20 protein-coding genes are annotated in these 25,809 nt (G+C 37.2%); 14 read left to right on the top strand and 6 right to left on the bottom strand.

Annotated features, from left to right (window positions below):
- The first annotated feature begins 14 nt into the window (after nt 1-14).
- The 5 genes from ACEN4I_RS08060 to ACEN4I_RS08040 all read left to right on the top strand — a co-directional run bounded on the left by ACEN4I_RS08060 (nt 15) and on the right by ACEN4I_RS08040 (nt 4,393).
- Nucleotides 15-1,007 (top strand): rod shape-determining protein, encoded by a 993-nt coding sequence (locus ACEN4I_RS08060; protein WP_407096511.1) that lies wholly within the window; start codon nt 15-17, stop codon nt 1,005-1,007.
- Between the two features lie 23 nt (nt 1,008-1,030).
- Complete coding sequence (locus tag ACEN4I_RS08055; protein WP_407102703.1) at nt 1,031-1,234, top strand: DNA-directed RNA polymerase subunit beta; 204 nt, start codon at nt 1,031-1,033, stop codon at nt 1,232-1,234.
- A 139-nt stretch (nt 1,235-1,373) separates the two neighbouring features.
- On the top strand, nt 1,374-1,778 hold the full coding sequence (locus tag ACEN4I_RS08050) for a single-stranded DNA-binding protein (protein ID WP_407096509.1): 405 nt from the start codon (nt 1,374-1,376) through the stop codon (nt 1,776-1,778).
- Nucleotides 1,779-2,197: 419 nt separating this feature from the next.
- On the top strand, nt 2,198-2,914 hold the full coding sequence (locus tag ACEN4I_RS08045) for a response regulator (RefSeq protein ID WP_407102702.1): 717 nt from the start codon (nt 2,198-2,200) through the stop codon (nt 2,912-2,914).
- A gap of 48 nt (nt 2,915-2,962) precedes the next feature.
- On the top strand, nt 2,963-4,393 hold the full coding sequence (locus ACEN4I_RS08040; RefSeq protein ID WP_407096537.1) for an ATP-binding protein: 1,431 nt from the start codon (nt 2,963-2,965) through the stop codon (nt 4,391-4,393).
- Between the two features lie 431 nt (nt 4,394-4,824).
- On the opposite strand, the gene ACEN4I_RS08035 is transcribed toward ACEN4I_RS08040, so the two are convergent.
- From ACEN4I_RS08035 to ACEN4I_RS08025, 3 genes are all read right to left on the bottom strand, one after another.
- Nucleotides 4,825-5,373 (bottom strand): hypothetical protein, encoded by a 549-nt coding sequence (locus ACEN4I_RS08035; RefSeq protein ID WP_407096507.1) that lies wholly within the window; start codon nt 5,371-5,373, stop codon nt 4,825-4,827.
- A 69-nt stretch (nt 5,374-5,442) separates the two neighbouring features.
- A complete protein-coding gene (locus ACEN4I_RS08030; RefSeq protein ID WP_407102701.1) occupies nt 5,443-6,084 on the bottom strand; it encodes a hypothetical protein in 642 nt (213 codons plus the stop codon).
- 561 nt (nt 6,085-6,645) lie between these two features.
- The gene (locus ACEN4I_RS08025; protein WP_407102700.1) at nt 6,646-8,811 is read right to left on the bottom strand and encodes an LTA synthase family protein; all 2,166 of its coding nucleotides are present in this window, start codon (nt 8,809-8,811) and stop codon (nt 6,646-6,648) included.
- Nucleotides 8,812-9,160: 349 nt separating this feature from the next.
- Here ACEN4I_RS08025 and ACEN4I_RS08020 point away from each other — a divergent pair, with 349 nt between their 5' ends.
- The 3 genes from ACEN4I_RS08020 to ybaK all read left to right on the top strand — a co-directional run bounded on the left by ACEN4I_RS08020 (nt 9,161) and on the right by ybaK (nt 11,592).
- Complete coding sequence (locus ACEN4I_RS08020) at nt 9,161-9,805, top strand: VanZ family protein (protein ID WP_407096504.1); 645 nt, start codon at nt 9,161-9,163, stop codon at nt 9,803-9,805.
- 84 nt (nt 9,806-9,889) lie between these two features.
- On the top strand, nt 9,890-11,068 hold the full coding sequence (locus ACEN4I_RS08015) for a class I SAM-dependent rRNA methyltransferase (RefSeq protein WP_407102699.1): 1,179 nt from the start codon (nt 9,890-9,892) through the stop codon (nt 11,066-11,068).
- Between the two features lie 26 nt (nt 11,069-11,094).
- The gene (gene ybaK / locus ACEN4I_RS08010; RefSeq protein ID WP_407102698.1) at nt 11,095-11,592 is read left to right on the top strand and encodes a Cys-tRNA(Pro) deacylase; all 498 of its coding nucleotides are present in this window, start codon (nt 11,095-11,097) and stop codon (nt 11,590-11,592) included.
- 564 nt (nt 11,593-12,156) lie between these two features.
- Here the strand turns inward: ybaK and ACEN4I_RS08005 are convergent.
- The 3 genes from ACEN4I_RS08005 to ACEN4I_RS07995 form a co-directional block, all read right to left on the bottom strand.
- Nucleotides 12,157-12,990, bottom strand: a complete 834-nt coding sequence (locus ACEN4I_RS08005) for a metallophosphoesterase (protein WP_407096500.1) — start codon at nt 12,988-12,990, stop codon at nt 12,157-12,159.
- A 64-nt stretch (nt 12,991-13,054) separates the two neighbouring features.
- Nucleotides 13,055-13,624 carry a 5' nucleotidase, NT5C type gene (locus ACEN4I_RS08000; protein WP_407096499.1) on the bottom strand — a complete coding sequence of 190 codons (570 nt, stop codon included), beginning with the start codon at nt 13,622-13,624 and terminating at the stop codon, nt 13,055-13,057.
- Nucleotides 13,625-14,047: 423 nt separating this feature from the next.
- Nucleotides 14,048-15,325 (bottom strand): NAD(P)/FAD-dependent oxidoreductase, encoded by a 1,278-nt coding sequence (locus tag ACEN4I_RS07995; RefSeq protein WP_407102697.1) that lies wholly within the window; start codon nt 15,323-15,325, stop codon nt 14,048-14,050.
- A 233-nt stretch (nt 15,326-15,558) separates the two neighbouring features.
- On the opposite strand from ACEN4I_RS07995, the gene ACEN4I_RS07990 reads away from it, so the two are divergent.
- From ACEN4I_RS07990 to ACEN4I_RS07965, 6 genes are all read left to right on the top strand, one after another.
- The gene (locus tag ACEN4I_RS07990; RefSeq protein ID WP_407102710.1) at nt 15,559-16,944 is read left to right on the top strand and encodes an APC family permease; all 1,386 of its coding nucleotides are present in this window, start codon (nt 15,559-15,561) and stop codon (nt 16,942-16,944) included.
- A 148-nt stretch (nt 16,945-17,092) separates the two neighbouring features.
- Nucleotides 17,093-17,794 (top strand): ABC transporter ATP-binding protein, encoded by a 702-nt coding sequence (locus tag ACEN4I_RS07985; RefSeq protein WP_407096496.1) that lies wholly within the window; start codon nt 17,093-17,095, stop codon nt 17,792-17,794.
- Nucleotides 17,795-17,804: 10 nt separating this feature from the next.
- Complete coding sequence (locus ACEN4I_RS07980; protein ID WP_407102696.1) at nt 17,805-21,395, top strand: FtsX-like permease family protein; 3,591 nt, start codon at nt 17,805-17,807, stop codon at nt 21,393-21,395.
- A gap of 505 nt (nt 21,396-21,900) precedes the next feature.
- Nucleotides 21,901-22,884 (top strand): aromatic acid exporter family protein, encoded by a 984-nt coding sequence (locus ACEN4I_RS07975; protein ID WP_407096494.1) that lies wholly within the window; start codon nt 21,901-21,903, stop codon nt 22,882-22,884.
- Nucleotides 22,885-22,951: 67 nt separating this feature from the next.
- Entirely contained in the window at nt 22,952-24,085 is a 1,134-nt protein-coding gene (locus ACEN4I_RS07970) for a GerMN domain-containing protein (protein WP_407096493.1), read from the top strand.
- Nucleotides 24,086-24,590: 505 nt separating this feature from the next.
- Nucleotides 24,591-25,739, top strand: a complete 1,149-nt coding sequence (locus tag ACEN4I_RS07965; protein ID WP_407096491.1) for an ABC transporter substrate-binding protein — start codon at nt 24,591-24,593, stop codon at nt 25,737-25,739.
- Nucleotides 25,740-25,809: the final 70 nt, after the last annotated feature.

The raw sequence follows: 25,809 nt of genomic DNA, 5'->3' as shown, positions 1-25,809 counted from the left end.
GGAGAACAAAACAAATGGCTAAAGATATTGGAATAGATTTAGGTACTGCCAATGTATTAATACATGTAAAAGGAAAAGGAATCGTTTTAAACGAGCCTTCAGTTGTTGCTATTGATGTAATGACTAAGAAAGTATTAGCAGTCGGAGAAGAAGCGTACTTAATGGTGGGACGTACACCTGGAAACATAAAAGCTATTCGTCCATTAGAAGGCGGCGTTATAGCTGATTTTGATACTACAGAAGCAATGCTGACTCACTTTATTGATAAATTGAATGTAAAAGGATTTTTATCAAAACCGAATATTTTAATTTGCTGTCCAACAAACATTACTGCGATCGAGCAAAAAGCGATCATTGAAGCAGCTGAAAAAAGCGGCGGTAAAAATGTGTTCTTAGAAGAAGAACCTAAAGTAGCAGCTATTGGTGCTGGAATGGACATTTTCCAACCAAGCGGAAATATGGTCATTGATATCGGTGGCGGTACAAGTGATATAGCGGTATTGTCAATGGGCGGGATTGTTACAAGCCGTTCTATAAAAGTTGCCGGTGATACATTAGATAATGAGATCATTCAATACGTGAAAAAAACTCACAAATTATTGATCGGTGAACGTACTGCTGAAACGATCAAAAAAGAAATCGGAACTGTCTTTAAAGGACGTCGCGAAGATTCAATGGAAGTTCGTGGACGTGACATGGTTTCTGGTTTACCTAGAACGATAACGATCACTTCTAATGAAGTGCAAATAGCGACAGCAGATCCAATGATGCAAATTGTTGAAGTAGCTAAAGTAGTGCTAGAACAAACTCCTCCAGAATTATCTGCAGATATTATTGACCGCGGAATCATTTTAACTGGTGGTGGAGCTTTACTGGATGGTATTGAACAGTTATTTACTGAAGAATTAAAAGTTCCTGTATTTACTGCTGAACATCCGTTGGATTCTGTTGCATTAGGAACAGGAATTCTTTTGGAAAATATGTCTAAAAAGAACCGTAGATTTTAAATTTGTGCTAAAGAGGTGGAACAATGACTAAGAAGAAAATTTTAATCAATACGTTGTATTTTGTGTTAAAAATCATGCTTGTCATTGTATTAATCGTCCTGGCGTTTGTTATTGGAGCAATGGTTGGATATGGAGTACTCGGAGATGGCGAACCGGCTGGAGTTTTTGATCCGGCTATTTGGGAAAACATTTTTAATTACTTTAAAAGCCCCACTATCCTTAATTAACGTAAAAACCTAAATCTGATCTTAGATATACTTACCTTCCGAGTTAAGTGTGTATAAGGTCTTTTTTTTTTAGATAAATTAACGAATCTGACTTTTTTTGCCTATATTATACTATCTATAAAAAAATAGGAGGGTTCATATGAATCAAGTCAGTGTGATAGGAAGAATAGTGAGAGATATTGAGTTGAAAGAATTAGGAGAGGGAAAACAGGTGGTTAATAATACCATAGCTATCCCCATGGCGTTTAAAAAAGATAGTGGGCAAGATACCGATTTTATTCCGATCGTAGCTTGGAATAAGACAGCTGTTTTACTGCATCAGTATTGTAAAAAAGGAAATCTCATTGGCTTAACAGGGAGGATGCAATCAAGGTCCTATCTGAATAAAGAAAATGAAACTATTTACGTTGTCGAGATGGTAGTGAATACAGTTCAATTTTTATCCAATAAACCAAAAGAAGAAACAAGTCAGCCGGTCCAAGTACCCAATATACCTGTACTTCAAACGACTGAAAATGCAGCAGCTGCAAATGTTGGAAACTAAAAACGGATGCTGAAGTGACTGAAGAGGAGCGAGTGTAAAATCTCGTTCCTCTTTATTTATGAAAGTATAGCTGAATAGAGTGAGTTTATATCTTTTGTTCTTAAAAAATAAGTAGAAAGAATAAATCGCTACTAGAAATAAAATAAATGCATAAACATAGAAAGCCGATTTGATTTCTCCAATAAGATAAATGTGCTTCCAAAAAGCGCAGCAAAGTGCGGTTACACCACTTAAATATTTCATAGACATTCCTACTGAAACGATTTCAAATACTACCATACTATAACAAAAGTTTTTTAAAAAGATATCTTTTATTGAAAAAACTCTTTTAAATCCATTGATTGTTTGTGATATGTTTCTTTAGAAGTCCTTGAAAATAGAGTATAATGGAAAGAAAGCGGGATGGAAGAGGGGATATTTTGAAAATTTTAATGATTGAGGACAACCCATCTGTAGGTGAAATGATGGATATGTTTTTCCAAAAAGAAAACTGGCAAGCTGATTTTATACAAGATGGAAAAGAGGGTCTTGAAAAGTTCATGCAGGAAAAAGACCAATGGGATTTGGTGATTTTAGATTTAAACTTACCTAGCATGGACGGGATGCAGATCTGCCGTGAAATACGTAAAGTGTCTGTGTCTGTGCCTATTATCATGCTGACAGCTAAAGATACTGAAAGCGACCAAGTTATTGGCTTGGAAATGGGAGCAGATGATTACGTTACAAAACCTTTTAGTCCCTTAACACTTATTGCTCGTATAAAAGCTTTGCACAGAAGAGCCGATTTAGGCATGGAAGAAGCTGAAAAAAGTACTTCTTCAGAATTTGAGATCGAAACAACGTATTTAAAAATCAATAAGAAGACAAGAGAAGCTTTTTTATACGACAAACCAATTGATGGGCTGACTCCGAAAGAATTTGAATTGCTTTATACAATGGCAGCGAGTCCCAAACAAGTTTTCTCAAGAGAGCAGTTACTAGCAATCGTTTGGGATTACGAATATTTTGGAGACGAAAGAACGGTCGATGCTCATATCAAGAAGTTGCGTCAGAAAATTGATAAAAATGGATCTCAAGTCATTCAAACCGTATGGGGAGTAGGGTATAAATTTGATGATTCAGAAATCAGTGTTTAATTTATTCCGAGTGGCGAAAGACTGTCGAACGAGGAGGTTGGATGATTGATGAAAATAAAATATTTTTACCAACAAATGCTGGCCTTTTTTGTAGTGATGATCACACTATTGATTATTATGACAGTTATTTTTCTGGAATTTACCCGTAACTCTACTTATCATGATACAGAAGAGCTGCTATTCGGTTACGCAGAAGCTCTTGTGGACGGAGATTTACAAGAGGACCAACTGGAAGATGCTCAATTTGTTTTGCAGAATCAAGAGGTCGTTGTCACGGTTTTTAACAGTGAAAACCAAATGGCTTATCCATCAACTGCAGTTTCATATTCCAGTGGAATCTCCGATGAAAACTTTGCACAGTTGAAAAATGGAGAGAGAATCACGTTAACTATTCAGGATAAAGATTTTTTCGGTAACCAAGTCGAAATTGCTTTGGTTTATTTACCGTTCTTTTCTCAAACGAATGGAGACTTTGCTGGTTTTATAGGAATCAGCTCTCCAATTAGCGGGATTGAAGAAAATTTAAGAGAAATGCGCAGCAATCTCTTTACAGCGTTTGTGATCTCTTCTTTAGGTGCGATTGTGATTGCTTTATTGTTTACTCGTTATCAAGTAGGACGTATCAATCGACTAAGAAATGCAACTCACCGTGTAGCAAAAGGGGATTTTGAGGTTCATTTAGAAAGTAGTGGACAAGATGAATTCGATGATTTAGCAAAAGACTTTAATAGCATGGCTCGCTCATTGAAAGAGTCTCAGCAAGAGATTGAGCGTCAAGAAGATCGGAGAAGGCAATTTATGGCCGATGCTGCTCATGAGATGCGAACACCTTTAACAACGATCAATGGCCTGTTGGAAGGGCTGGAACATGACATGATTCCAGAAAATCAAAAGACAAGAAGTTTACAGTTGATGCAAAATGAAACACGTCGCTTGATTCGCTTAGTAAATGAGAATCTGGATTACGAAAAAATCCGTTCCAATCAAATTTATTTAAGAAAGCAATCATTTAATGCATACAATGCTTTAGAAACCATCGTCGAACAGTTAAAAGGCAAAGCGCAGTCGGCTAATAATCAACTTCAATTTAGTTGTTCTGAAGAATTAGAGTTCTATGCAGATTATGACCGATTCGTACAAATCGTAGTCAATTTAGTACAAAATGCTATTCAATTTACAGAGAATGGGTTAATAACCATTACTGCTGAAAAAGATTTAGAGGGCAGTATCATCACTATTACAGATACTGGAATCGGCATGACTGAAGAGGAAGTTCGGAATATATGGGAACGGTACTATAAAGCAGACGCCTCCAGAAAGAGTACTAAATATGGAGAATCTGGTCTAGGATTAGCTATCGTCCATCAATTAGTTCAATTGCATGGAGGAAAAATCTCTGTAAAAAGTGAAGTCGGAAAAGGCAGTACTTTCACGATTATTTTTCCAGCTAAATCTAAGTTGAATACGCCAGAAAAATAATCAGATGTATTTTTACAAAAAAAGTAACTCGGATAAAACATAGTCAACTAAGACAGTTATCCAGTTTCCTACTGGCGTAGTGAAATAGGAAATAGAAGGAGCGGGGAGAAACCTCGTTTAAAAAGACTCATTCCCAAATTTTGATGGTTAATTCCTTTAAATTTGGAGAAAGGGTCTTTTTTATGCATGGATTATATCAATATAGCCAGTAGAAGATTGCCTTGAGTTAGCGGATTGAACAAAAAATCGTATCTCATTAAGGTCTGCTCAAATAAAGTTGTAAGAAAACAATGTAAAAAGCAGAAGAATGAATGAAACAATCATCCAATCTTCTGCTTTTTCGAATTTGCTAGTCAATTTTGAATATAGTTAAAATTGACTCGTTCTTCTTTGACGTAGAGATAATAGTGCATTGGAACAACCATCAGAATCTAAGATACGGATAAAAAAGAGTCTAGGTAAATAGTTTCATCACATTGTTTCATAACCGTATTATTGGATGTATAAATCAAAATCGCACATCCTTGTTGCCGACAAACATGTTTCAAAAACAGCGTCACTTCTTTCATATCCTTTTCTGGTAATTTAGCGATCCAATTATCCAATAAAATAATTTTAGTTTGGCAAAGAAAATGAGTCACCAATTGCACCTTTAAAATCGTTTCAAGCGGAAGATCAGCAAGAGGAATGGAAGATAAATGGTTTAAATCAATACCTGATTTTTCAAAAGTATCTTCAATAATTTGTTCTTTGTGTTTATTCTTTGGATCAGCGATTGAATAAGCCAATAAAATATTTTCTTTTAGACTTAAATATTCTACCGCCACAGGCTTTTGAAGCAATGTTCCAGGATAATCGCCCAGATGCTGTTTAAACAAATTCAAGAGATCTTGAAAAGAGTAATTTACAGACGAAAGGGAGTACAATTGCGGATTTAATTGATAGAGCTTATCTTGCCGGTCACGATTCTTTTTTTGCATAAAAGACACTCCTTATATGATTTAACGAATAGCCATTGGTAAGGCAATAAAAAAAACAACTACAGAGAGTCAGAAGCGTTTTTTAGTTGTTACATAAAAAATAACATAATTTGAAAAATAGATGAGGCAAAAAGAAATAGCATTTAAAAAGAGCGCAATGATAGGGAATTGATGTCGAACAGCTAACGTAAATAAATGTTCATTTTTAGAGCTGACTAAGAAAGGACGTATGTGAAAACGGGTAAATCCATGTCCGTTGATAATTGAATTGGGTTCAGGAGTTGATTGAATGGTCATGACTTCTGTCTGAGTTGCATGATCAAGTAGAATAGAGTTTTCAACTCTGGAAAGGAAATCAAACAACTGAGATTGGAAAAAGATATATAGAATAAATAGACACACCAGCGCTGCATTTAACACCATCAATTGTTCCAACGTGATTTGACAGCATAACTTACTGGATGGTTCATTAAGCAATAAATAAGAGCGGTATTCTTGCTTGCGAAAATGAATTAAGAGGAGCTGAACACAAATGATACTAATCATCCCTATAAAGATGAGCAGGAGGAAAAGTGGCTGGATAGTTAAAAATAAATGAGTTATTTTGCTGATTAGTTCTTCAAAAGGTTTGGCATAGAGAGAAGTATCGTATTCTTTGATAGTCTCTACAGAACTAGCGAGCTGTTCTGTAGAAGTAAGCAAATACAACATAAAACAGCCTAGGAGCAGGAAACAACTTAAGAAAAGGAAGTTGTATATAAATAACATACTGGTAGTTATGTGATGATGCCGCATGCTTTTCATTGCACGTCCTATAAGACTCATACTTTTTAGATACCCCTTTCTATAGCCTACTGTTCATATTGTAAAGAAAGAATATGAAAAAGGTATGAAGAGAGCATGGAGAAAAACAGTTTAACGGCTCTTCATCTTCTAACGTTGGTAAAGAAATTTCTTCCGGCCTATGGGGCTGCTTATGGAACACCATGGGAACGCCTTGAGCCGAAAACCGCGTCTCAAGACTTGCAAGCTTCAAACCCCGAGTAAAAGCTGAAGCTTAACTCGGGGTAATTCTCATTGCATCCTTTTCATGGCTATAAGCAACCCCATATTCCTCCATAAATTTCTAGAACTGAGTTTCTAATAGAGTTAGAGTTAGAGTTAAAAAGAAATGGATTTTCTACTCACCAACGTCAAATGTTGTAGAACCAGTTTAACTAGTATAAAGCAAAAAAAAGAGATAGGACTAATGTCCCATCTCCGTCTAACATTTTATTCAGTTTCTGCTGTATTTTCTTCCATATCGGTTGTACCTGTTGGTTCTGAATCAACAGATTCTTGCGCGTCTGTTGCTAATTCAGGTGCATTGGTTTTATACAACGGAACAGTTGATTGATCTCCGTTTAAGTGATATAAGCTGGTGGAATCTTCACCAAGGTTCTCATTCAGCTGTCTTAAACGATCCGCTTGATTCATGTAATTGTAATCAGAAACATCGTCTTCTAACAATCCTTCAGGAGTGTAGAAACGGAGCAAGTCACTTTCCAAAATACTATCTGACGTACTTAATTGTGCAGTTGCTTGTTCTTTTATTTTTTCCACTTCCGCCAATACTTCCTCAGAAGGCTCAGCGATGACTTCACCAGTTTCTGTATCGTAAATAACTGATCCATCTAAAGTGTATTTAGGAGTGACCACGTCACCATTTCTAAAGGCAACTGTCTCATCATGATCTGCAGAGAGTAAATCATTACCCATCAATACATAGTCAGTTGTATCAATTCCTAATAAGTGAAGGGTAGTTGGCAAGATATCAACTTGTCCACCAAATGTATCGAATACTTCCCCGTTGCCAGTACCAGGAATATGGTAAATGGCAGGAACTCTTTGCATCATAGAATTGTCATAACCTGACCATTCATCAGGATTTTCGCCTAACAATGGGGCCAATGTTTCGTTACGTGCGTTTGAAATACCATAATGATCTCCGTATAAAATGATCATTGAGTTATCGTATAATCCTGATTCTTTCAAATAGTTGAAGAACTCTTCAACCGCTTGATCTAAATAATGAGCTGTGACAAAGTAATTATCGATTGTATTGTCACCAGTTGTTGCAGCTGGTATATCAGCATTCGCTTCATCTAAAGGATAAGGGAAGTGATTAGATACAGTGATAAATTTACTGTAAAACGGTTGTGGCAATTGTTCTAGATATTGGATCGATTCTTGGAAGAATATTTTATCTTTCATTCCATATTCCAATGTATTTTCTTCAGTGAACGTATAGTATTCGTCATCGAAGAAATAATCGATTCCCATAGATTTATACGTGTCATCACGGTTCCAGAATGAACCTACATTTCCATGGAACATAGCGGAAGTATAGTCCTCTTCGGAACGCAAGATTTGAGAAGCTGATTGGAAAGTGTTTATAGAACCATATTGTGTAAATGCTCCACCTTGAGAAGAGCCAAACAATGAATTCTCTAATAACATTTCTGAATCAGCTGTTTTACCTTGTCCTACTTGATGGAAGAAGTTCTCAAAACTGTAACTGTCTTCGTTATCAAAAAGACTGTTGATAAACGGTGTTACTTCATGCATTTCACCATTCTCATCTTCCAATTGGTAATTGATCAAAAATTGTTGGAAACTTTCTAAGTGGATATAGATCACATTTCTATCTTTAGCAATTCCAAACATTTCACTGTTTGGTTCAGCATTGTGCTCATTGACATAAGATAGAACAGATTCCATATCCGATTCATCAGCACTTGCTTTGATTTGATTCGATTGAGCTGTTTGATAACCATCATAAGCGGTAAAGAAGTTGATTCCCAGGTATTTCACAATATAATTCCGGTCGAATGTACGCAAAAGCAATTGTGGACGGTCGCTTTCAGCTAAAGCTAAATTTCCAGCAAATAATGTTACACCTAAAGTAGTCATTGCGACGGCATAGCGTTTCAGTATTGGACGGTTATCCATTTGAATACCGATTTTTTTATTGAACATCACAAAAATCAGGACAACAAAATCTAACCAATAAAGAAGATCTTGAGGGCGGAACAAAGCAAAAGCACTGGCGCCTATCCCGTTGGCTACTTTACCGGCACCCAACATGGTAGAAATCGTTAAGAAATCACTGAATTCACGGTAATAAAGGACGTTTGCATACAATAACATGCTCGTTAAGAAATAAACAACGAATAAGGCAGTATAAGCTTTCTTAGACTTGGAAAAGTAAAGGGCGATAGAAAATAACAAGACTGTGGTCGCGATAGGATTAATGAATAAGATGAATTCCTGCATCAATCCTTCTACACCTAACTCAAATTCGATCTGGTAAACTAAATAAGTTTTTAGCCAGAAGAGAATGACAGCAAAAGTGAAAAAGCCCAGTCGTTTAGAAAGTAATTGTTTTAATTTTGACACGGTGTTGCCTCCTTTTTGAAAATGCCTCAAACATAAATGTACATTTTCAATAAAATCAAGTACTGAACTCCTTGATTTTTCTGTTTTTTTTAGATCTTACATCAACAAATATTTTACAATTAATACACAATATAGTCAATTAAAAGTAGAAAAGTTGAGACTTTAGTAGTGTAGAAAAGTTGAGACTTTAGTAGTATGATAAATCTTTTGGGAACAAGCTTCACAGAAGAATGTTAAAATTTGGTAAACAACCTGTTATAAACGCATAAAAAATGACATTAGAATAGACTTAAACTTGTATCTATAATAAGTTATAATAGTGCTGATAAAAAGGAGGCTTCTGCTTAAAGTGATTTTTTTACAAGAACTATATGATATTACAGAAGTCTTGGCCGGCGATTGGATCAATCATTTCTATTTGATTGAACTGATTTTTTTCAGTTTAGATCGTTCGTTGCTCTACTTCATAGTTTGGTTGATGTGTCGATTTCTTTATTTAAGGTTCCATCAAGATCGTTGGCCAGTTAAAAAAATGCGCCGAGAAGTGATATTAAATGTCTTTGTCTTTTATATTCTCTTATTGATCCATTTAACTGTTTTCCGTGGGGAAACGACCTTATCGTCTGTGTCGATTCATTTGCAGCCTTTGAGCGTGATCAATTGGGTTCCTTTTGTAGAGACGATCAAGTTAACCAATGGTCTGTCAATGTTTTCTTATTATTATAATCTCTATGGAAATATTCTCTGGTTTGTGCCCATGGGATTTGGAGCAGCTTATCTATTAAGTAAAAAGCATTCTTTTTTTCGAACGCTCTCTATTGGATTTTTAGTCTCACTATCTATTGAAGTACTGCAGTTTTTCTTTGATACAGGTATTCCGGATATCGATGATTTGATTTTTAATACTGTTGGAACGCTTATTGGAATTGGTTTATTTCATGCTATCCAGTGGATACGAAAGAAAAGAAAATATGAAAAAAAGAATCGAGTTTAAAAAAGTAACTTGAGGTTTAAATAAGTACTTTAAGTTATACTTTGCATAAGAGAAGAAGTATATTAACTGGAATGAGGTTTATGAGTGAAAACATTACAATTAAAACAAAAAGCTGTTCAACGAGTATTGAAAGGCAACCCATTATTGATCAATGAAGACTTTGTAGAGCCATTGAATGAAAAAGAGGGCACACTTGTCAAGTTAAGCGATCAAAATAATCGCTTTGTGGCAACGGCTTATCTGGCAACACAAAATAAAGGAAATGGCTGGGTGTTAACATTGAATCCTAATGAAGTCATTACTGAAAATTTTTACGCGCGCTTATTTTTACAAGCTGCTGAGGTGAGAGAAGCACTAAAAGCGGATGATACAACGACAGCTTATCGTTTCTTTAATGGAGAAGGGGATGGCTTAGGCGGATTGACCATTGATGTATATGAAGAATACTACGTCTTTTCTTGGTACAGCGAAGGTATCTTTGAACACCAACAAGCAATTTATCGAGCTTTCCAACAAGCAGTTCCTGAAGCAAAAGGGATCTATCAAAAATTCCGTTACAAGCGTCCAGACGGTCTATTATCAGAATTTGTTTCCGGTCAAGAAGCTCCAGAACCATTGATCATTCAAGAAAACGGAATCCATTATGCGACTTATTTAGATGATGGACTGATGACAGGGATTTTTCTTGATCAGCGTCATGTCCGCAACAGTCTGATGGAAAAATATTCTGTTGGCAGAAGGGTGTTAAATACTTTTAGCTACACTGGTGCTTTTTCAGTTGCAGCAGCTCTTGGAGGAGCTGTTGAGACCGTTAGTGTGGATTTAGCGAAGCGCAGTTTACCTAAAACGGAAGAACAGTTTACTGTAAACGGGTTAAGCTTGGAAAACCATAAAATTCGTGTGATGGATGTATTTGATTATTTCAAATATGCTGTCCGTAAAAAACTGGTCTTCGATACTATAGTGGTCGATCCACCCAGCTTTGCCCGTTCGAAAAAAAGAACGTTCAGTGTAGCGAAAAATTATACAGCGTTGTTAGAAGATATCATTGATATTACGAGTGACGGCGGTACAATCATTGCATCTACAAACTCTGCTGCAGTATCTACCAAACGTTTTGAGTCCTTTATCAATGAAGCCTTTAAGAATAAAGAATCACGGTATAGAATTCTGGAAAAGCATACTCTTCCAGAAGATTTTAAAGTCAATCCACATTTTAAAGAAGGCAATTACTTGAAAGTGTACATTATCCAAAAAGGTTGATTATTTTATAGAAAGAAGTTTTTAGGATGGGAAAGAAAGCAAAAATTCAAAAAACAAATGCAATTCGACTACTTGAAAAGAATGCTGTTTCTTTTCAAGTGCATACTTTTCCGTGGAGTGAAGATCACTTAAGCGCGAAAGATGCGATGGAAAAATTATCAGTCCCTAAAGAACAACTTTTTAAAACACTGGTCACGGTAGGAGATAAGACAGGAGTAGTGATAGCTGTCATTCCAGGAACTAGTGAACTTGATTTAAAAGCGTTGGCTAAAGCAAGCGGGAATAAAAAAATCGACATGCTTCATATGAATGATTTGCTGGCTACCACGGGCTATATACGAGGCGGTTGTTCGCCAATAGGCATGAAAAAGGATTTTCCTACTTATTTATCTATTCTAGCTGAAGATATGGAGAGCATCATTGTTTCAGCAGGGAAAAGAGGTATGCAAGTAGAATTAACGCCAAGTGATTTAAAGTCTATTACAAATGGAGTGTTTGCTGAAATTGAAGCAGTAAATCCATAAAGAGAACACGCAAAAAAGAACTCTAAAGGAGCGGTTGTCCAGCAATCGCTCCTTTAGAGTTCTTTTTAATAATGACTTACATAACGCTTCTTTTTATTCATTTGAACACAGTTGTAAACAAAGGTTGCTGTATGAAGAAAGAAGATAATGGTTGAATACCCTATCAGTAAAAGTATAAAATTATCAGTTGGAATATTTAGTTCGTCATAGAGTATACCTGAAAAGAAGAACACAAAAATCACTGTTACAAAAGTTGTCAGAGAAGGCAGCCATAATAATACACTATTTTTTATGGCAGATTTCCTCTCTTTTCCGACAAAAAAAGAGCCGGCAAATAGCAAAGTTAATGTAAGACTTAGAAAGATAAAAACCGCTTGAAAAGAAGACCAATAAAGACTGTAGATAGGGTGCATCGTCATTATCCTTTCCGAATAGAAGTATTTTATATGTAAATCTTAATGTAAGCGTACACTACGAAAAGCAATAAAGAAATAGCCAAGAGAGAATGTTAAACAAACCTTTAGATTTGGAGGGAAATATGAAACAAATCTAAAGTTTGCTGGACTATTCGTTTGTAAGAGTGACAATAATGAAATGGGGTTTATTATTGATGCGTAAGGGGAAGAGACTATTCCCAATTCCACGGCTGACAACTAATTTTTGGTCAGGATTTTGAGAAGCAGGGTAAATCCCTGATGTGTATGTGGGAAAGAAACCTTGTCCTGGAGCAAATAAGGGACCTATGATCGGCAAACGAATTTGCCCTCCGTGAGCATGACCGCTAAAAATAATATCCGGTTGTATAGCTGGATTATCGGTTAGATAGGATTCAAAATATTCTGGATGGTGTGCCAATACTAAAGTGGGTAATCTGGTAGTGTCGTGCGTCATTGGTAGCTCTGACATCATTTCTCCATCTTTCAAACCAACGATGGCTAAAGATTCTTCGTGAACAGTAACTACGTTTGTTTCATTTTCCAGCAGAACGACGCCATTTTGGACCATAACCTCATTCCATTCTTCCAATTGGCCGCTTGAAGTTTCGTGGTTTCCAGACACCGAGTAAGTAGGGGCTATTTGAGACAACTCAGCTACTAATTCGGCTAACGGAGTAGTGGCTATATCTGCCGATCGATCCATCAAATCACCCGTTAAGAAAATCAAATCAGGCTCAGCTTTTTTCGTTTCTGCAATCAACACAGCAGGATCGATCCGACTTCTCGGAAAATGGATATCTGATAGGTGAACGATCTTTAACTGATCGAGTTCTTTCGGAAGTTCAGGTAATTCAATGAAGAGCTGTTCAACTTCTAGAGTACGATTCTCACGATAACCATGAAGCATTACCAGCAAAAACAGAAAGAAGAAACAAAGTAAACCAATGAGTAGTTTTTTCAAGAAGACACCTCCGTTGGACGAAATGTAAAAAAAGACGGGAAAAATCTCCCGTCCGATTCAGATATTATTGCTGTGATGAGCTAGGTAAAGAAGCGATTTTTTGATCGTCCATAAAATAATCCCTGATATCCATCCAGTTGTATACTCGTTCATAGGAGCAAGGGTCTTGATTGAGAGAGTTGGTGTACAACAGCCCAGTACCAGAAAAACGATCCAATTGACGAATAGAATCGTCAATCAGGTAATCAGCATGAATAATGCTTTTTTCTCCACAAAAAACAAAGTGTTGGGGATTTAGAAAATCAAAGTGTTCTAATAACCATTCATATTTTGCTTTGAATGTATTAGGAACATCCATAGCAGCTGTTGCGATGTATAGGTCGTAATGTTCATTCAACTCGCGTAAAACTTTTTGAGCATCTTTCATTACAGGAATTTTTCTGAAAAAATCATACGTATTGATGAGAGGATAAAGTTCTTTAATGACATTTACAATATCAAAATCAGGGTGCTGAGCAATGTAATCTTCTGTAGACTCAAACGTTACTTGATATTCTTTCTTGTACAATTCTATAAAACTCACTTCCATGTCAGCCAATACTTGGTCCATGTCGATCGCAATACGTTTTTTCATAGTGACAAAATCCTTTCAAATGAAGAGTTATTTTCAGATAGTGTTTTAAAGTTGTATATCGGAGTTAAACCAGGCACTACGTACCCTGTTCTAGTAGAGCTACGGTCGGTAGACACTCGAGAAAAAGATAAAATCAATTGAGGAAAAAAAGCGTCCTTATTTGATTTTCCTATTTTCTTGTCGTGTCTCCCAAGCGACCTACGCATCCTGTAGTTGAGCTTCGGTCGCTTGACTTTCGGGAAAAATCATTCTCTTTTTTGAGGATAAAAAGCATCCTCTAAAAAGAGAATAGATTTTCCCTTCAAGTCAAACCAGCGACTTACGCATCCTGATAGTAGAGCTGCGAGGCCTAGCAATTTTGCAAAAAAGATAAATTATATTTGGGACTGAGAAACGCCCCAATCATAATTTCCTATTTTTGCGTCATTGCTCCCGTGGCCTCTCCGCATCCTGTGCGGCGTGTTTTCCGGCTATTCTTCCGGTTATAAATGCACCTGTGATGTTGTACCCTCCAGTGTATCCGTTGTAATCTAGAAATTCGCCGCTGAAATAAAGTCCTTGGGTTAATTTGCTCTCCATGGTTTTAGGGTTCACTTCTTTTGTATTCACGCCTCCGCCTGTAACAAAAGCTTTTTCAATAGGCAGCGAACCATTGACTTGGAAACGAAAATCTTTTAAAAATTCCACAAAAAGGTCCAGCTGTTGAACCGTTAGTTGTTTTAAAGGTGTATTTTCTTCAACATTCAGTCGTCCTAATCCAAATAACAAGAAACGTTCAGGAACAAAGCCTTTTAAGGCATTTTTAACTGCTTTGTCTCCGTCAGTTTTAATCAATTTTTGCAAGTGTTGTTTTAATTCATGAGCGGTAGTTTGCGGCACTGAATCGATCGTCATTGTCACCGATTCTGTTTTGTCTCGTTTCAATGTTTGGTGAACAAACATGGAGCAGCGCAATACAGCTGGACCAGAAACACCAAAGTGGGTAAAAATCATATCCATTTGATGTGAGACAACGTTTTTCCCTTTTTTATTGAGAACACTTAAATTTATGTCTCGTAAAGAAAGACCTTGTAAAGTGCGGTCTTGGATAAACGGTTCAGCAGAAGTCACGGGTGACTCTGTCGGATACAATTCTTTTATCGTATGCCCAGCTTTTTTAGCCCATTTGTAACCATCTCCGGTTGAACCTGTTCGAGGCATCGCTTTTCCACCGACTGATAAAACGACTGATGAGGCCGTTAACGTCCGTCCATCTTTCAACAAGACACCTTTTACTTTATTGTCTTCATATAAGACTGTTTCCACAGGAGCATCGGTATACACTTGGATATTTAAGCGATCCATGATTTTAATCAATGTCTCTAAAATCGTTCTAGCTTTATCCGTAGTTGGAAACATACGGCCATGATCTTCTTCTTTTAAGGCTACACCGTTAGAGCGGAAAAAATCCATAATGTCATAATTATCGTATTGTGCAAATGCACTATACAAGAAACGTCCGTTACCAGGAATGTGTGCGATAATTTCTTCTTTATCGCGGTTATTGGTAACATTGCAACGTCCATTTCCAGTTACTAACAGTTTTCTTCCTAATGTTTTGTTTTTTTCGACCAATATGACTTTAACGCCATTTTCAGCAGCAGAGATAGCAGCCATCATACCACTTGTTCCTCCACCGACTACAATTACAGTTGCATCCATTTGTTTAACTCCTTAATTACTAGTTGCTAGTCTTTTTTAGTAGTTTTATTTTAGCACATTTAAGCCCTGTTCACCTAAATTAGTCCATAATCCGCTTTTATCTGTGAAAATAGATGAAATTCCCTAAAGAAAGTATGAGAAAACAGGAGGAAAGATTTTATTTAAGCTCACTTATTGTTAATATGTAGTGTAATGATTTAATCAAGAATTTAATAGAGAGTGGACGGATGAAGATGAGCTATTTTAGAAAGCTCCCTGTAACAATAGGGAAAGAAAGGCAATCAGGATTGCCTAAAGAATTAAAAACGATGGATCTGATTTTATTAGGTTTAGGAGCCATTGTTGGGACGGGGATTTTTGTCATCACCGGAACAGCTAGTGCGGTAACTGCAGGACCGGCTTTAATTATTTCGTTCATTATTGCAGCTTTTTCTTGTGCACTAAGCGCATTGTGTTTTGCTGAATTTGCTTCAAGAATGCCGGTATCTGGAGGAGCCTATTCTTATGGGTACGCTATTTTTGGTGAAATTGTCGGCTGGCTTGTCGGTTGGTTGATGCTGTGTCAATATTTATTGGCGTGTGCTTCTGTAGCTTCAGGGTGGTCCGGGTATTTGAATGGATTTTTAACAGGTCTAGGTATTGGGCTGCCTTCTGCTTTGCGAGCTTCTTACAATGCAGCAAATGGTACTTATATTGATTTGATCGCTGTTTTAGTAACGCTTATCGTCAGCTATTTAGTTATGCAAGGAGCTAAAAAAGCTCTTCGTTTGAACAGTATGATGGTGTATGTGAAATTTGGATTGATTGCATTATTTTTAGTGGTTGGTGTGTTTTATGTTAAACCGGAAAATTGGACACCGTTTGCACCTTTTGGTTTAGATGGTATTATTGAAGGAGCAGCCATTGTATTTTTTGCTTTTCTGGGATTTGATGCTGTCAGTACGGCTGCAGAAGAAACAAAAGATCCACAAAAAAGTATGCCTCGAGGAATTATTGGTTCTTTAGGAATTGCAACAGTTTTATATATTTTAGTAACCTTGGTATTGACGGGTGTCGTGCCATTTGCGAATCTGGATGTTCGTGATCCTGTATCATTTGCCATGCGTTTTATCGGACAGGATTTTGTGGCTGGAATGATTTCTGTGGGAGCCATCTTAACGCTACTGACGGTTCTTATTTCTATGATGTATGGACTAGGCAGATTGATATTCGCGATTAGCAGAGATGGATTGCTGCCTGAATTTTTAAGTGAAATAGACGAGAAAAACCATACGCCTAAAAAAGCGACCATGGTTGCTGGTGTCATTACAGCTGTTTTATCGGGAGTTGTTCCTCTAGGGAAATTGGCTGAATTGACAAATATTGTAACGTTGATGGTATTTGTGATCATGGCTGCGGGAATCATCAAATTAAGAAAAGAACATGGACAACCTGAAAAAGGGGAGTTTCGAGTCCCACTAGTTCCGGCATTGCCAATACTGTCTATTCTGGTTTGTATTTATTTAATGGTACAGTTGTCGTGGACCGTTTGGGTGTCTTTCCTAGTTTGGTTGATAATTGGGATCGTTATTTACATGGTGTATGGTTATAAACATAGTAAAATGAATACAAAAAAATAATGCTTCTATCAAACAAAGAGAATAGTTAAGCCTTTATAAATATGAAGGTCTAACTATTCTTTAAATGCTTTTTTTTGTTAAACTGTACGGGTATCTATATTAAATAGTAAAAACTGAAAAAACAAATTAGTTAGAAAGTGTGGAGAAAATGGCTTTTGTTAAAATAAAAGATGAGTACAAACGCTATAAAATGGGAGAAACGATTGTTGCTGCGAATGATGGAGTTACCTTTGAGATTGAAGAAGGTGAGTTCGCAGTCATCGTAGGACCAAGTGGTGCTGGAAAAACAACGGTATTGAATATTTTAGGTGGAATGGATACGGCTGATGAAGGTTTGGTTGAAATTGATGGAATAGACATTTCCGATTTTAACGACAAACAGTTGATTCGCTATCGCCGTGAATCAATAGGTTTTGTCTTCCAATCCTATAACTTAGTGCCTAATTTAACGGCAAAAGAAAACGTGGAATTGGCTTCTGAAATTTCTGTCGATGCATTGGATCCTGAAAAAGTACTTCAAGAAGTGGGATTGGGTCATCGAATGAACAATTTCCCAGCACAATTATCTGGTGGAGAACAACAACGTGTAGCGATCGCAAGAGCTCTGGCTAAACAGCCGAAGTTATTGCTTTGTGATGAACCTACTGGTGCTTTAGATTATGAAACAGGGAAACAAGTATTGAAGTTGTTGAAAGACACTTGTGAAAACTATGGTACGACCGTTATTGTGATTACTCATAATCAAGCGATCACACCGATTGCAGATCGTACCATCGAAATCAATAATGCCAAAGTACGCAAAGTTACACTGAATCCTAATCCTAAATCTGTAGCAGAGATAGAATGGTAGAGGTGAGACTTTGAAGAAAAAAACATTATGGAAAGATATTTTTCGTGAAATAGCGAAATCAAAAATGCGATTTTTATCGATTTTTTTGATTATTTTGCTTGGCGTGGCTTTTTACTCAGGAATTAAGGCTACCAGCCCCGATATGATAGACACCGCTGATACTTATTATAAAGAAAATAATTTAATGGATGTAAAAGTCCTTTCAACGTACGGACTGACAGAAGACGATATTGAGTTATTGAAAGATATCGAAGGGGCTTCTGTTGAAGCTGTTTATACGCAAGACGTGATACTGGAAGGGACAGATTTGGTCACAAAAATTGTGAGTACTTCGAATGCTGACCAACCAGATATCAATCAGCCTGTCTTAGTTGATGGCAGACTTCCTGAAAATTCAGGTGAAATAGTTCTGGATGCGAAAAGCGCGTATACAGAAGAGTATTCGATTGGTGATACGATAACGTTTAAAACAGATGATGATTCAATCAACTTAGAAGATTCTTTTACTGGTGTAACGTATGAAGTTGTTGGATTTGCCCATTCCCCTCAATTTATTGAAAATAACGCTAGAGGGAACACTTCTATTGGATCAGGGACTCTTGATGGGTTTGCTTTTATTCCTCAAGATGATTTCAATCTGGAGGTTTACACAGAAGCTTATTTAACTTTTTCAAGTGCTGAAGCTCTTCAATCTTATTCCGATAATTATGAGACGGAAGTTGAAAAAAAACAATCCGCTATTGAAGCTGCATTAAGCAATCGTCCTGAAGAGCGAAGAAAAGAGATTCAAAAACGCATTCAAGACGAGATAGATAAAGGACAAGCTGAAATCGATGATGGACGTACTGAAATTGAAGAAGGTCAGCAAGCTTTAGCAGATGCCGAAACCCAGCTGGCTAATGCCCGTGCTGAACTAGATCAAGGATGGCAAGAATACAATGACGGTGTAGCGACATTTGAAACCGAAATTGCCAATGGTCAAGCAACGATCGATCAAAAGACTCAAGAATTAGAAAATTCACGTATCGAAATTGTGAATGGAAAAGCAGAATTGGAGGCAGCGCAAGAAGAACTAGACAATTCAAAAGCTGCTCTGGAACAAGAAAGAGCATCTGGCGAAACACAGATAGCGAATGGTACGGCAGTTCTTCAAAATGCTCGTGAAACAGTTACAGTTACGATTCCTAGTGAAACGATTCCCTCTGATGAACAGAATACCTTGGTAAGTGGGGCTCAAGCCATTAGTCCAGAGATAAGCGGATTAGTGAGTGGTTATTTGGCAGGTACAGTTCCTGCTCAAACAGTTCTTTCAACTATTGAAGAAGTAGAAGCTGGTTTGCCAACGGATGAAGCTGATGAGAACGCTGCTGGTATTCAAGCGTGGATCGAAACGGCTCGCACCGTGATTCAGATACCAGGTATGAATGTGCCTTTAGATCGACAAGTACAAGTAACGGAACAACTGAATGCTATGGAAGTAGAGTTGGGAGAAATGATGACCAATTACTACGATGGTGTGGTTCCGCCTGTAAATGCACTTGAAGCATTGAATACGACAGAATCCAGACTACTTTTAATTCGTGAGCAGTTAGACAATTATCAAGCCGAGTTAACTGCAGGACAGCAACAGATTGATCAACAACGAGCGCAACTTGAGGCAGCAGAAAGTCAAATCGCTGAAGGCAGAGCTGCTTTGGAAGAAGCTCAAAATGAATTGGATCAACAAAAAGAAAACGGCGAAATGGAATTGCAAGAAGCTCAAGCCGAGCTAGAACAAGGCGAAGCTGAATACGAAGATGCAGTTGCAGAATTTCAAACAGAAAAAAGAGATGCTGAAGCTGAAATCGAAGATGCTGAGGCTGAACTAGCTAAAGGGCAAAGAGAACTAGATAAAGCCAAAACAGAATTGGAAGATGTTACGCTGCCTGAATATTATGTGTTGGATCGGAATACAAATCCAGGATATGCAGAGTTTAATGATAATGCAGAACGGATCGCTTCCATTGCACAAATATTCCCAGTATTTTTCTTCCTTATCGCAGCGCTTGTTTCATTGACTACGATGACTAGAATGGTAGATGAACAACGCACACAAATTGGAACGTTAAAAGCTTTAGGGTATACCAACTGGGATATCTCAAAGAAATTCCTCGTTTACGCCTCACTAGCTAGTTTGACAGGTGCGGTGATTGGTTTACTTGTTGGCTTCCATTTGTTCCCGACGGTGATTATCAATGCGTACGGATCTTTGTACAATTTGACGTCTGTTCAAATCGGCTATTACTGGGAAGACGTTATCGTTTCCTTGATCATCGCTTTCCTATGTACCGGCTTAACAGCTTTAATAGCCGTTCGTGTTTCTCTAAAAAGTAATGCCGCCAATTTGATGCGTCCTAAAGCGCCAAAAGTTGGAAAAAGAATCTTGTTAGAACGCATTCCATTTATTTGGAATAGATTTACTTTTACACAAAAAATTACCGCTCGGAATATTTTCCGCTACAAGCGCAGAATGTTGATGACAGTTGCTGGTATTTCTGGATGTACAGCCTTGTTGTTAACTGGATTTGGATTATCGGATTCGATTTCAGATGTTGGTACTCTACAATATGGAAAAATCAACCAATACGATTCGATTGTGGCCTTGAATACGGATGCAACGGACTTTGAAAAAGAAGAATACGCCCAATTGATTGAAAATACTTCTGAATTAGAATCAGGATTGAAAGTGTATCAAGAAATTTACACTGCCGCAGAAGAAGGCGTCAATCCTCAAGATGTGACGATTTTTGTCCCAGAAACAACGGAGAACTTAGATGCATTTGTTACACTGACAAATCGTACTTCAGATGAACATTACGTTTTGTCAGATGATGGAGCTGTTGTCAGTGAAAAGCTTGCTGAGTTGTTTGACTTGCAAATAGGAGACACGTTGACATTGGAAGATGCAGACAATCAGGAAATCAGTGTCACAGTCGAACAGATTACTGAAAATTACTTGCAGCATTTTGTTTATCTTTCACCAGCTTACTATGAGTCAGCGGTAGGAGAAATTCCTGAAGCCAACACTCATTTATTGAGTTTTGATGAGTCGCAAAATTGGGAAGATGAATTTGGCCAACAACTGACACAATTAGATGCGGTCGTTGGGGTAACCTTTACCAGTTTTATTAGCGAAGCTTTCAAAGATACCTTGGAAAGCTTAGTTATTGTAACGATTGTTTTAGTTGTCTCGGCTGCTTTACTGGCATTTGTCGTATTGTATAATTTGACGAATATCAATGTATCTGAACGCATTCGTGAATTGTCCACGATCAAAGTCCTTGGTTTTTATGATAAAGAAGTGACCATGTATGTGTACCGTGAAAACTTCCTCTTAACGTTGATGGGAACAGCAGTCGGATTATTGTTGGGATTGTTATTGCATGGGTTTGTATTGAATACAGCTGAATTAGATATTATGATGTTCAGTCCGGTCATTGCGGTATCCAGTTATATTTATTCCGCGTTATTAACGATTTTATTTTCTACCATCGTTATGCTCTTCATGCATGTCAAATTAAAAAATGTAGATATGCTGGAAGCTTTAAAAACAGTAGAATAGAAGATGATTACAAAAGAGGCAGTTGCTTGATCCATAAGCGGCTGCCTTTTTTGTGGTTTGCCAACTTTTTGAAATTGACAAATAAAAATTAACCGTCTTTTAATTTTGAACCTTGTAGAAATTTATTTAGGAATATGGAGGATTACTTGCATCATCAAAGAGCTATGCTGGATGATGAAATGATGAAGTAACGGAGTCTTAACATCATTGAGCACCGCTGAGTGATGATGAACATTTTTTTGCAAACAGTGAGAAAGGGTACTAATAAGGTGCTCAACTACCATACTGTGCTTTTAAACAGTGAGAAAGGGTACTAATAAGGTGCTCAACTACCATACTGTGCTTTTAAACGGTGAGATATGGTACTAATAAAGTGCTCAACTACCATACTGTGTTTGCATACTGCTCATTAAATGAATCATCTGGTATAATGAAAATGAACTTATAGACAACGATATTTTCTCAAGTTAGTTATCTTTACCCTGTAGAAAAGGAAGTGACTGCAGTGTCCCTTTGTTTACGTACATTAAAAATAGCTCTTTCAACCGTAGTCGCAATTTTTATAGCCGATTTTCTTCAATTGGATTCTAGTATATCTGCTGGAATTATTGCCATATTAAGTGTGCTGGACACACGGAAAACTTCATTTGAAATTGCTGTTCAAAGAGTCATATCCACTCTATTAGCCTTAGGAATAGCTACAGTGCTCTTCCAATTATTTGGTTTTTCAACGCTGGTTTTTGGATTGTATTTGCTTCTTTACGTCCCCAGCGCTTACAAATTAAACGTCCAATCTGGGATTGCTCCTTGTTCAGTATTGGTTACTCATTTATTGATTGCTGAAAGCACGTCGTCAGGTTTATTACTAAATGAATTACTATTGATGTTGATCGGTGCTGGAATGGCCTTATTGGTCAATTTATACATGCCTTCTAAAGCAGATAAAATCACTGATATTCGAAATAAAGTAGAAGAACAAATGCAAAAGATCTTATATCAAATTGATGGCTGTTTACAAAACGGAATCCAAACAGATATTTCAGATACTGAATTGAGAACATTGGATCAATTATTGGAAGAAGGGATCCTATTAGCTCACAATGAAGCAGATAATCGCTTCATCAATCAATCGTATTACAGTATCCGCTATTTTGAGATGCGCAAAACACAAGCTAGGATATTAGAACAGATGCAGCACAATTTGAAACAAATCTCTATTCCTCTGCTGCAAAGTAAAATACTGGCTGGAATGTATTATTTAACGGCTGAAACATTGCATGAGTACAATCCTGGAATCAACCTATTGGAAGAGATCGATGAGCTGACACGTTACTTTAGAGAAAGCGATTTGCCGCAAACGAGAGAAGAATTTGAAAAAAGAGCGATATTATTTCAATTACTCAATGATTTTGAACGATTCCTTCTAATCAAGAAAGACTTTTTCGACGAATACCGCAATGAATTATTTACTCAAAACAGTAGTCTTTAGGTGCTGTGCGTATACAGTTCAAGTATAATATTATGTAAGAAGAGGAGTACAAAAAGGAGGAGTTTTTATGGAACGATTCCAAAAAATCCGTATGACATTTCTAGTAGCAGCAGTATTAGGCGTAACAGCTTGTGGGAGTCAATCAGGAGACCCAGAGGAGTCGAGTACTAACGAAAGCTCACAAAGTTCTTCTTCCGAAGCGGAAGAAAGCAGTGTATCTGAATCCAGCACACAGGAGCCAACAGAATCTATTTATACGACAAAAGACTTTTTTCCAAATACCGATAATCTTCATTATGAATACACAGGTGAAGGAATTGAGTATGCGGGTTTTTCTGAATCTACTGTTTACTCGACTGAAAACCGAAAACAATTTTCTCGCAATAATGGAGGAACTGAAGTTGCGGAGGTAATTGCTTTACAAGAGGATCAACTTGTTGTTCTTTATCATAAAGGAGAAGTTTATTATCGCGAAAATGCATTGGAAAAATCCAATGAGCCTATCGAAATACTGTTGCAAAGTCCATTTCAAGTAGGAGCCAGCTGGGAAATACCAGATGGACGCACTAAAACAATCACTGGACTTGAAGTACCTGTGACTACAGAGCTGGCTGAATATGAAACGTTGGAAGTGACGACTGAATGGGATAATGAATCAGCTGTAGTCGTGGACTATTATGCACCTGAAATTGGCTTAGTAAAAAGTGTCTTTACAGATGATGAAGGAAATGAAGTCATTACTGAAATTCAATCCATTACGGAAACTCCTTTTGAACAAACAATTCGCTTTTATTACCCTAACTTTGAATCAGAGCAAGTCGAATACGTCAATAAAACTGTTCAAATGAATACCAATGATAGTACGAAAGATGCAATAGAATCTGCTTACAAAGAAATTCCAGAAGGGTTAACACCTGTGTTATCTGAAAATGTTGACATCAATACACTATATTTGAACGATGATGGCAGAGTTTATGTAGATTTTTCACAAGAATTGATGGATGAAATGAATGCTGGGTCTTTAGTCGAACAGTTAATTGTAGAAAGTTTAGTAAATACCATTGGAAATTATTACGACGTAACGGAAGTGTATCTGACAGTAGCCGGAAAGCCGTATCAAACAGGACATATCGAGCAACAAGAAGGAGACTTTTTCCAAGTCGATGTAGAAGGGATACCAGAATTTCAATTAACGGAATAACGTCTAAATAATCATGAAAACAGTTTAACAGCTGCTCACCATAGTTCCCCTATCGTAAAAACTGTTCAATCAGAACACAAACTTCCAAAAACAATGAATCACTTATCGAGTGAATGAAAATTACTTTGCCAATAGGAATGATCCTCATTCTGATATTTCACAATTGATCCCTGCCATAGACCATAATTAAATCTGAAAGCGGTTGACCCAGAAAATGGTGTCAGCTGCTTTTTGAATATCCTAAATAATCAACAGACCAGACGAATTGAATAGTAAATATTTTCCGTTACAGTGCTGGAATTTCTCCAAAAAAGTTAGTAAAGCGCATTCTTTTGTGTAGCTGGAAAATATCTTTCGTTATCCTAAAAAAACTATTGATTAAATATTCTGAATATTCTATACTAAGGAGCATCAACAGTTTTCTTATTTGATTTTAATGTTTCTAATAAATTCTGAATAGATTGAAAACTAGTAGAAATACGGATAAAACGGGGGAGTTTCATAAATGAAAAAGAAATTATTGTTAGGACTTGCAGCTTTGTCTGTATTTGCAACAGCTTGTGGTGCTGGGGGCAGCACTGCGGATGGGGATACCATTAAATTAGGAGCAATGTTTGAAAAAACAGGTCCAGTTTCTGCTTATGGTTCAGCGGAATCGAACGGTGTAAAGTTAGCTGTTAAAGAAATCAATGAAGCTGGCGGTGTTTTAGGCAAACAACTTGAAATAGTTGAATACGATACTAAATCAGATAATACGGAAGCAACCAGTATTGCAACAAGACTGGCTACAGAAGATGGAGTAGTAGCTATTGTAGGACCGGCTACATCAGGAGCCGTTCAAGCAGCCACTCAACCTATCACCAGAGCTGAGGTCCCATTAATTACACCTTCGGGAACAGCGGATAACTTGACGGTGACAGAATCAGGAGATGTGCAGCCTTTTGTTTTCCGTACGTCTTTCCAAGACTCATTCCAAGGTGTGGCATTAGCCAACTTTGCAACAGAACAATTGCAATCCAAGAAAGCAGTGATCATTGGAGATAGTTCAAGTGATTATGCAGTAGGTTTGACGAATGCTTTTAAGGATACCTATAAAGGCGATATCGTTGCTGAAGAATACTTTACACAAGATGATACAGATTTTAGTGCGATCTTAACGAAAATCCAAAATCAAGATTTTGATGTCATCTATTTGCCAGCCTATTATGAACAAGCTGGGCTGATCTTGAAACAAGCTCGCGAAATGGGTATCGAACAACCTATTCTGGGTGGAGACGGCTTCAGCAACCAAGCTTTACTGGACTTGGCTGGCATAGAAAACGTGACAGATGTTTACTATTCAGCTCATTTCTCATTAGAAAATGAAGATGAACAAGTGCAAACTTTCATTGACAACTATACAGCCGAATACGATACGGCTCCAGACGCTTTCTCTGCTTTAGCCTATGATGCGGTATACCTAGTAGCTCAAGCACTAGAAGATGGTGGGGAAGCTACTCCAGAAGCTGTGACTGCTGCATTAGAAAGTATCGCTGATTTTGACGGAGTCACTGGAACCTTCTCAATAGATGAAAACCATAACCCTGTCAAATCAACTCTGATTATTGAAGTGCAACAAGGAAAAGAAGCAAGTACTGAAGAAATCCAACCATAAAAATAGGACATGTGAAAGGTGCGAAGCCACATACAAGCTTTGCACTTTTCCTTTTTTATCACCAAAACTA

This window comes from Desemzia sp. FAM 23990 (assembly GCF_045528485.1).
Taxonomy (GTDB): domain Bacteria; phylum Bacillota; class Bacilli; order Lactobacillales; family Carnobacteriaceae; genus Desemzia.
This window is presented reverse-complemented; position numbering and strand designations above follow the sequence as displayed.

Excerpts from the sequence above, each read along its gene's own strand:
- ACEN4I_RS08060 (WP_407096511.1), top strand. The coding sequence starts at position 15 with ATGGCTAAAGATATTGGAATAGATTTAGGTACTGCCAATGTATTAATA.
- ACEN4I_RS08055 (WP_407102703.1), top strand. The coding sequence starts at position 1,031 with ATGACTAAGAAGAAAATTTTAATCAATACGTTGTATTTTGTGTTAAAA.
- ACEN4I_RS08050 (WP_407096509.1), top strand. The coding sequence starts at position 1,374 with ATGAATCAAGTCAGTGTGATAGGAAGAATAGTGAGAGATATTGAGTTG.
- ACEN4I_RS08040 (WP_407096537.1), top strand. The coding sequence starts at position 2,963 with ATGAAAATAAAATATTTTTACCAACAAATGCTGGCCTTTTTTGTAGTG.
- ACEN4I_RS08035 (WP_407096507.1), bottom strand. The coding sequence starts at position 5,373 with ATGCAAAAAAAGAATCGTGACCGGCAAGATAAGCTCTATCAATTAAAT.
- ACEN4I_RS08030 (WP_407102701.1), bottom strand. The coding sequence starts at position 6,084 with ATGTTGTATTTGCTTACTTCTACAGAACAGCTCGCTAGTTCTGTAGAG.
- ybaK (WP_407102698.1), top strand. The coding sequence starts at position 11,095 with ATGGGAAAGAAAGCAAAAATTCAAAAAACAAATGCAATTCGACTACTT.
- ACEN4I_RS08000 (WP_407096499.1), bottom strand. The coding sequence starts at position 13,624 with ATGAAAAAACGTATTGCGATCGACATGGACCAAGTATTGGCTGACATG.
- ACEN4I_RS07995 (WP_407102697.1), bottom strand. The coding sequence starts at position 15,325 with ATGGATGCAACTGTAATTGTAGTCGGTGGAGGAACAAGTGGTATGATG.
- ACEN4I_RS07990 (WP_407102710.1), top strand. The coding sequence starts at position 15,559 with ATGAGCTATTTTAGAAAGCTCCCTGTAACAATAGGGAAAGAAAGGCAA.
- ACEN4I_RS07985 (WP_407096496.1), top strand. The coding sequence starts at position 17,093 with ATGGCTTTTGTTAAAATAAAAGATGAGTACAAACGCTATAAAATGGGA.
- ACEN4I_RS07970 (WP_407096493.1), top strand. The coding sequence starts at position 22,952 with ATGGAACGATTCCAAAAAATCCGTATGACATTTCTAGTAGCAGCAGTA.
- ACEN4I_RS07965 (WP_407096491.1), top strand. The coding sequence starts at position 24,591 with ATGAAAAAGAAATTATTGTTAGGACTTGCAGCTTTGTCTGTATTTGCA.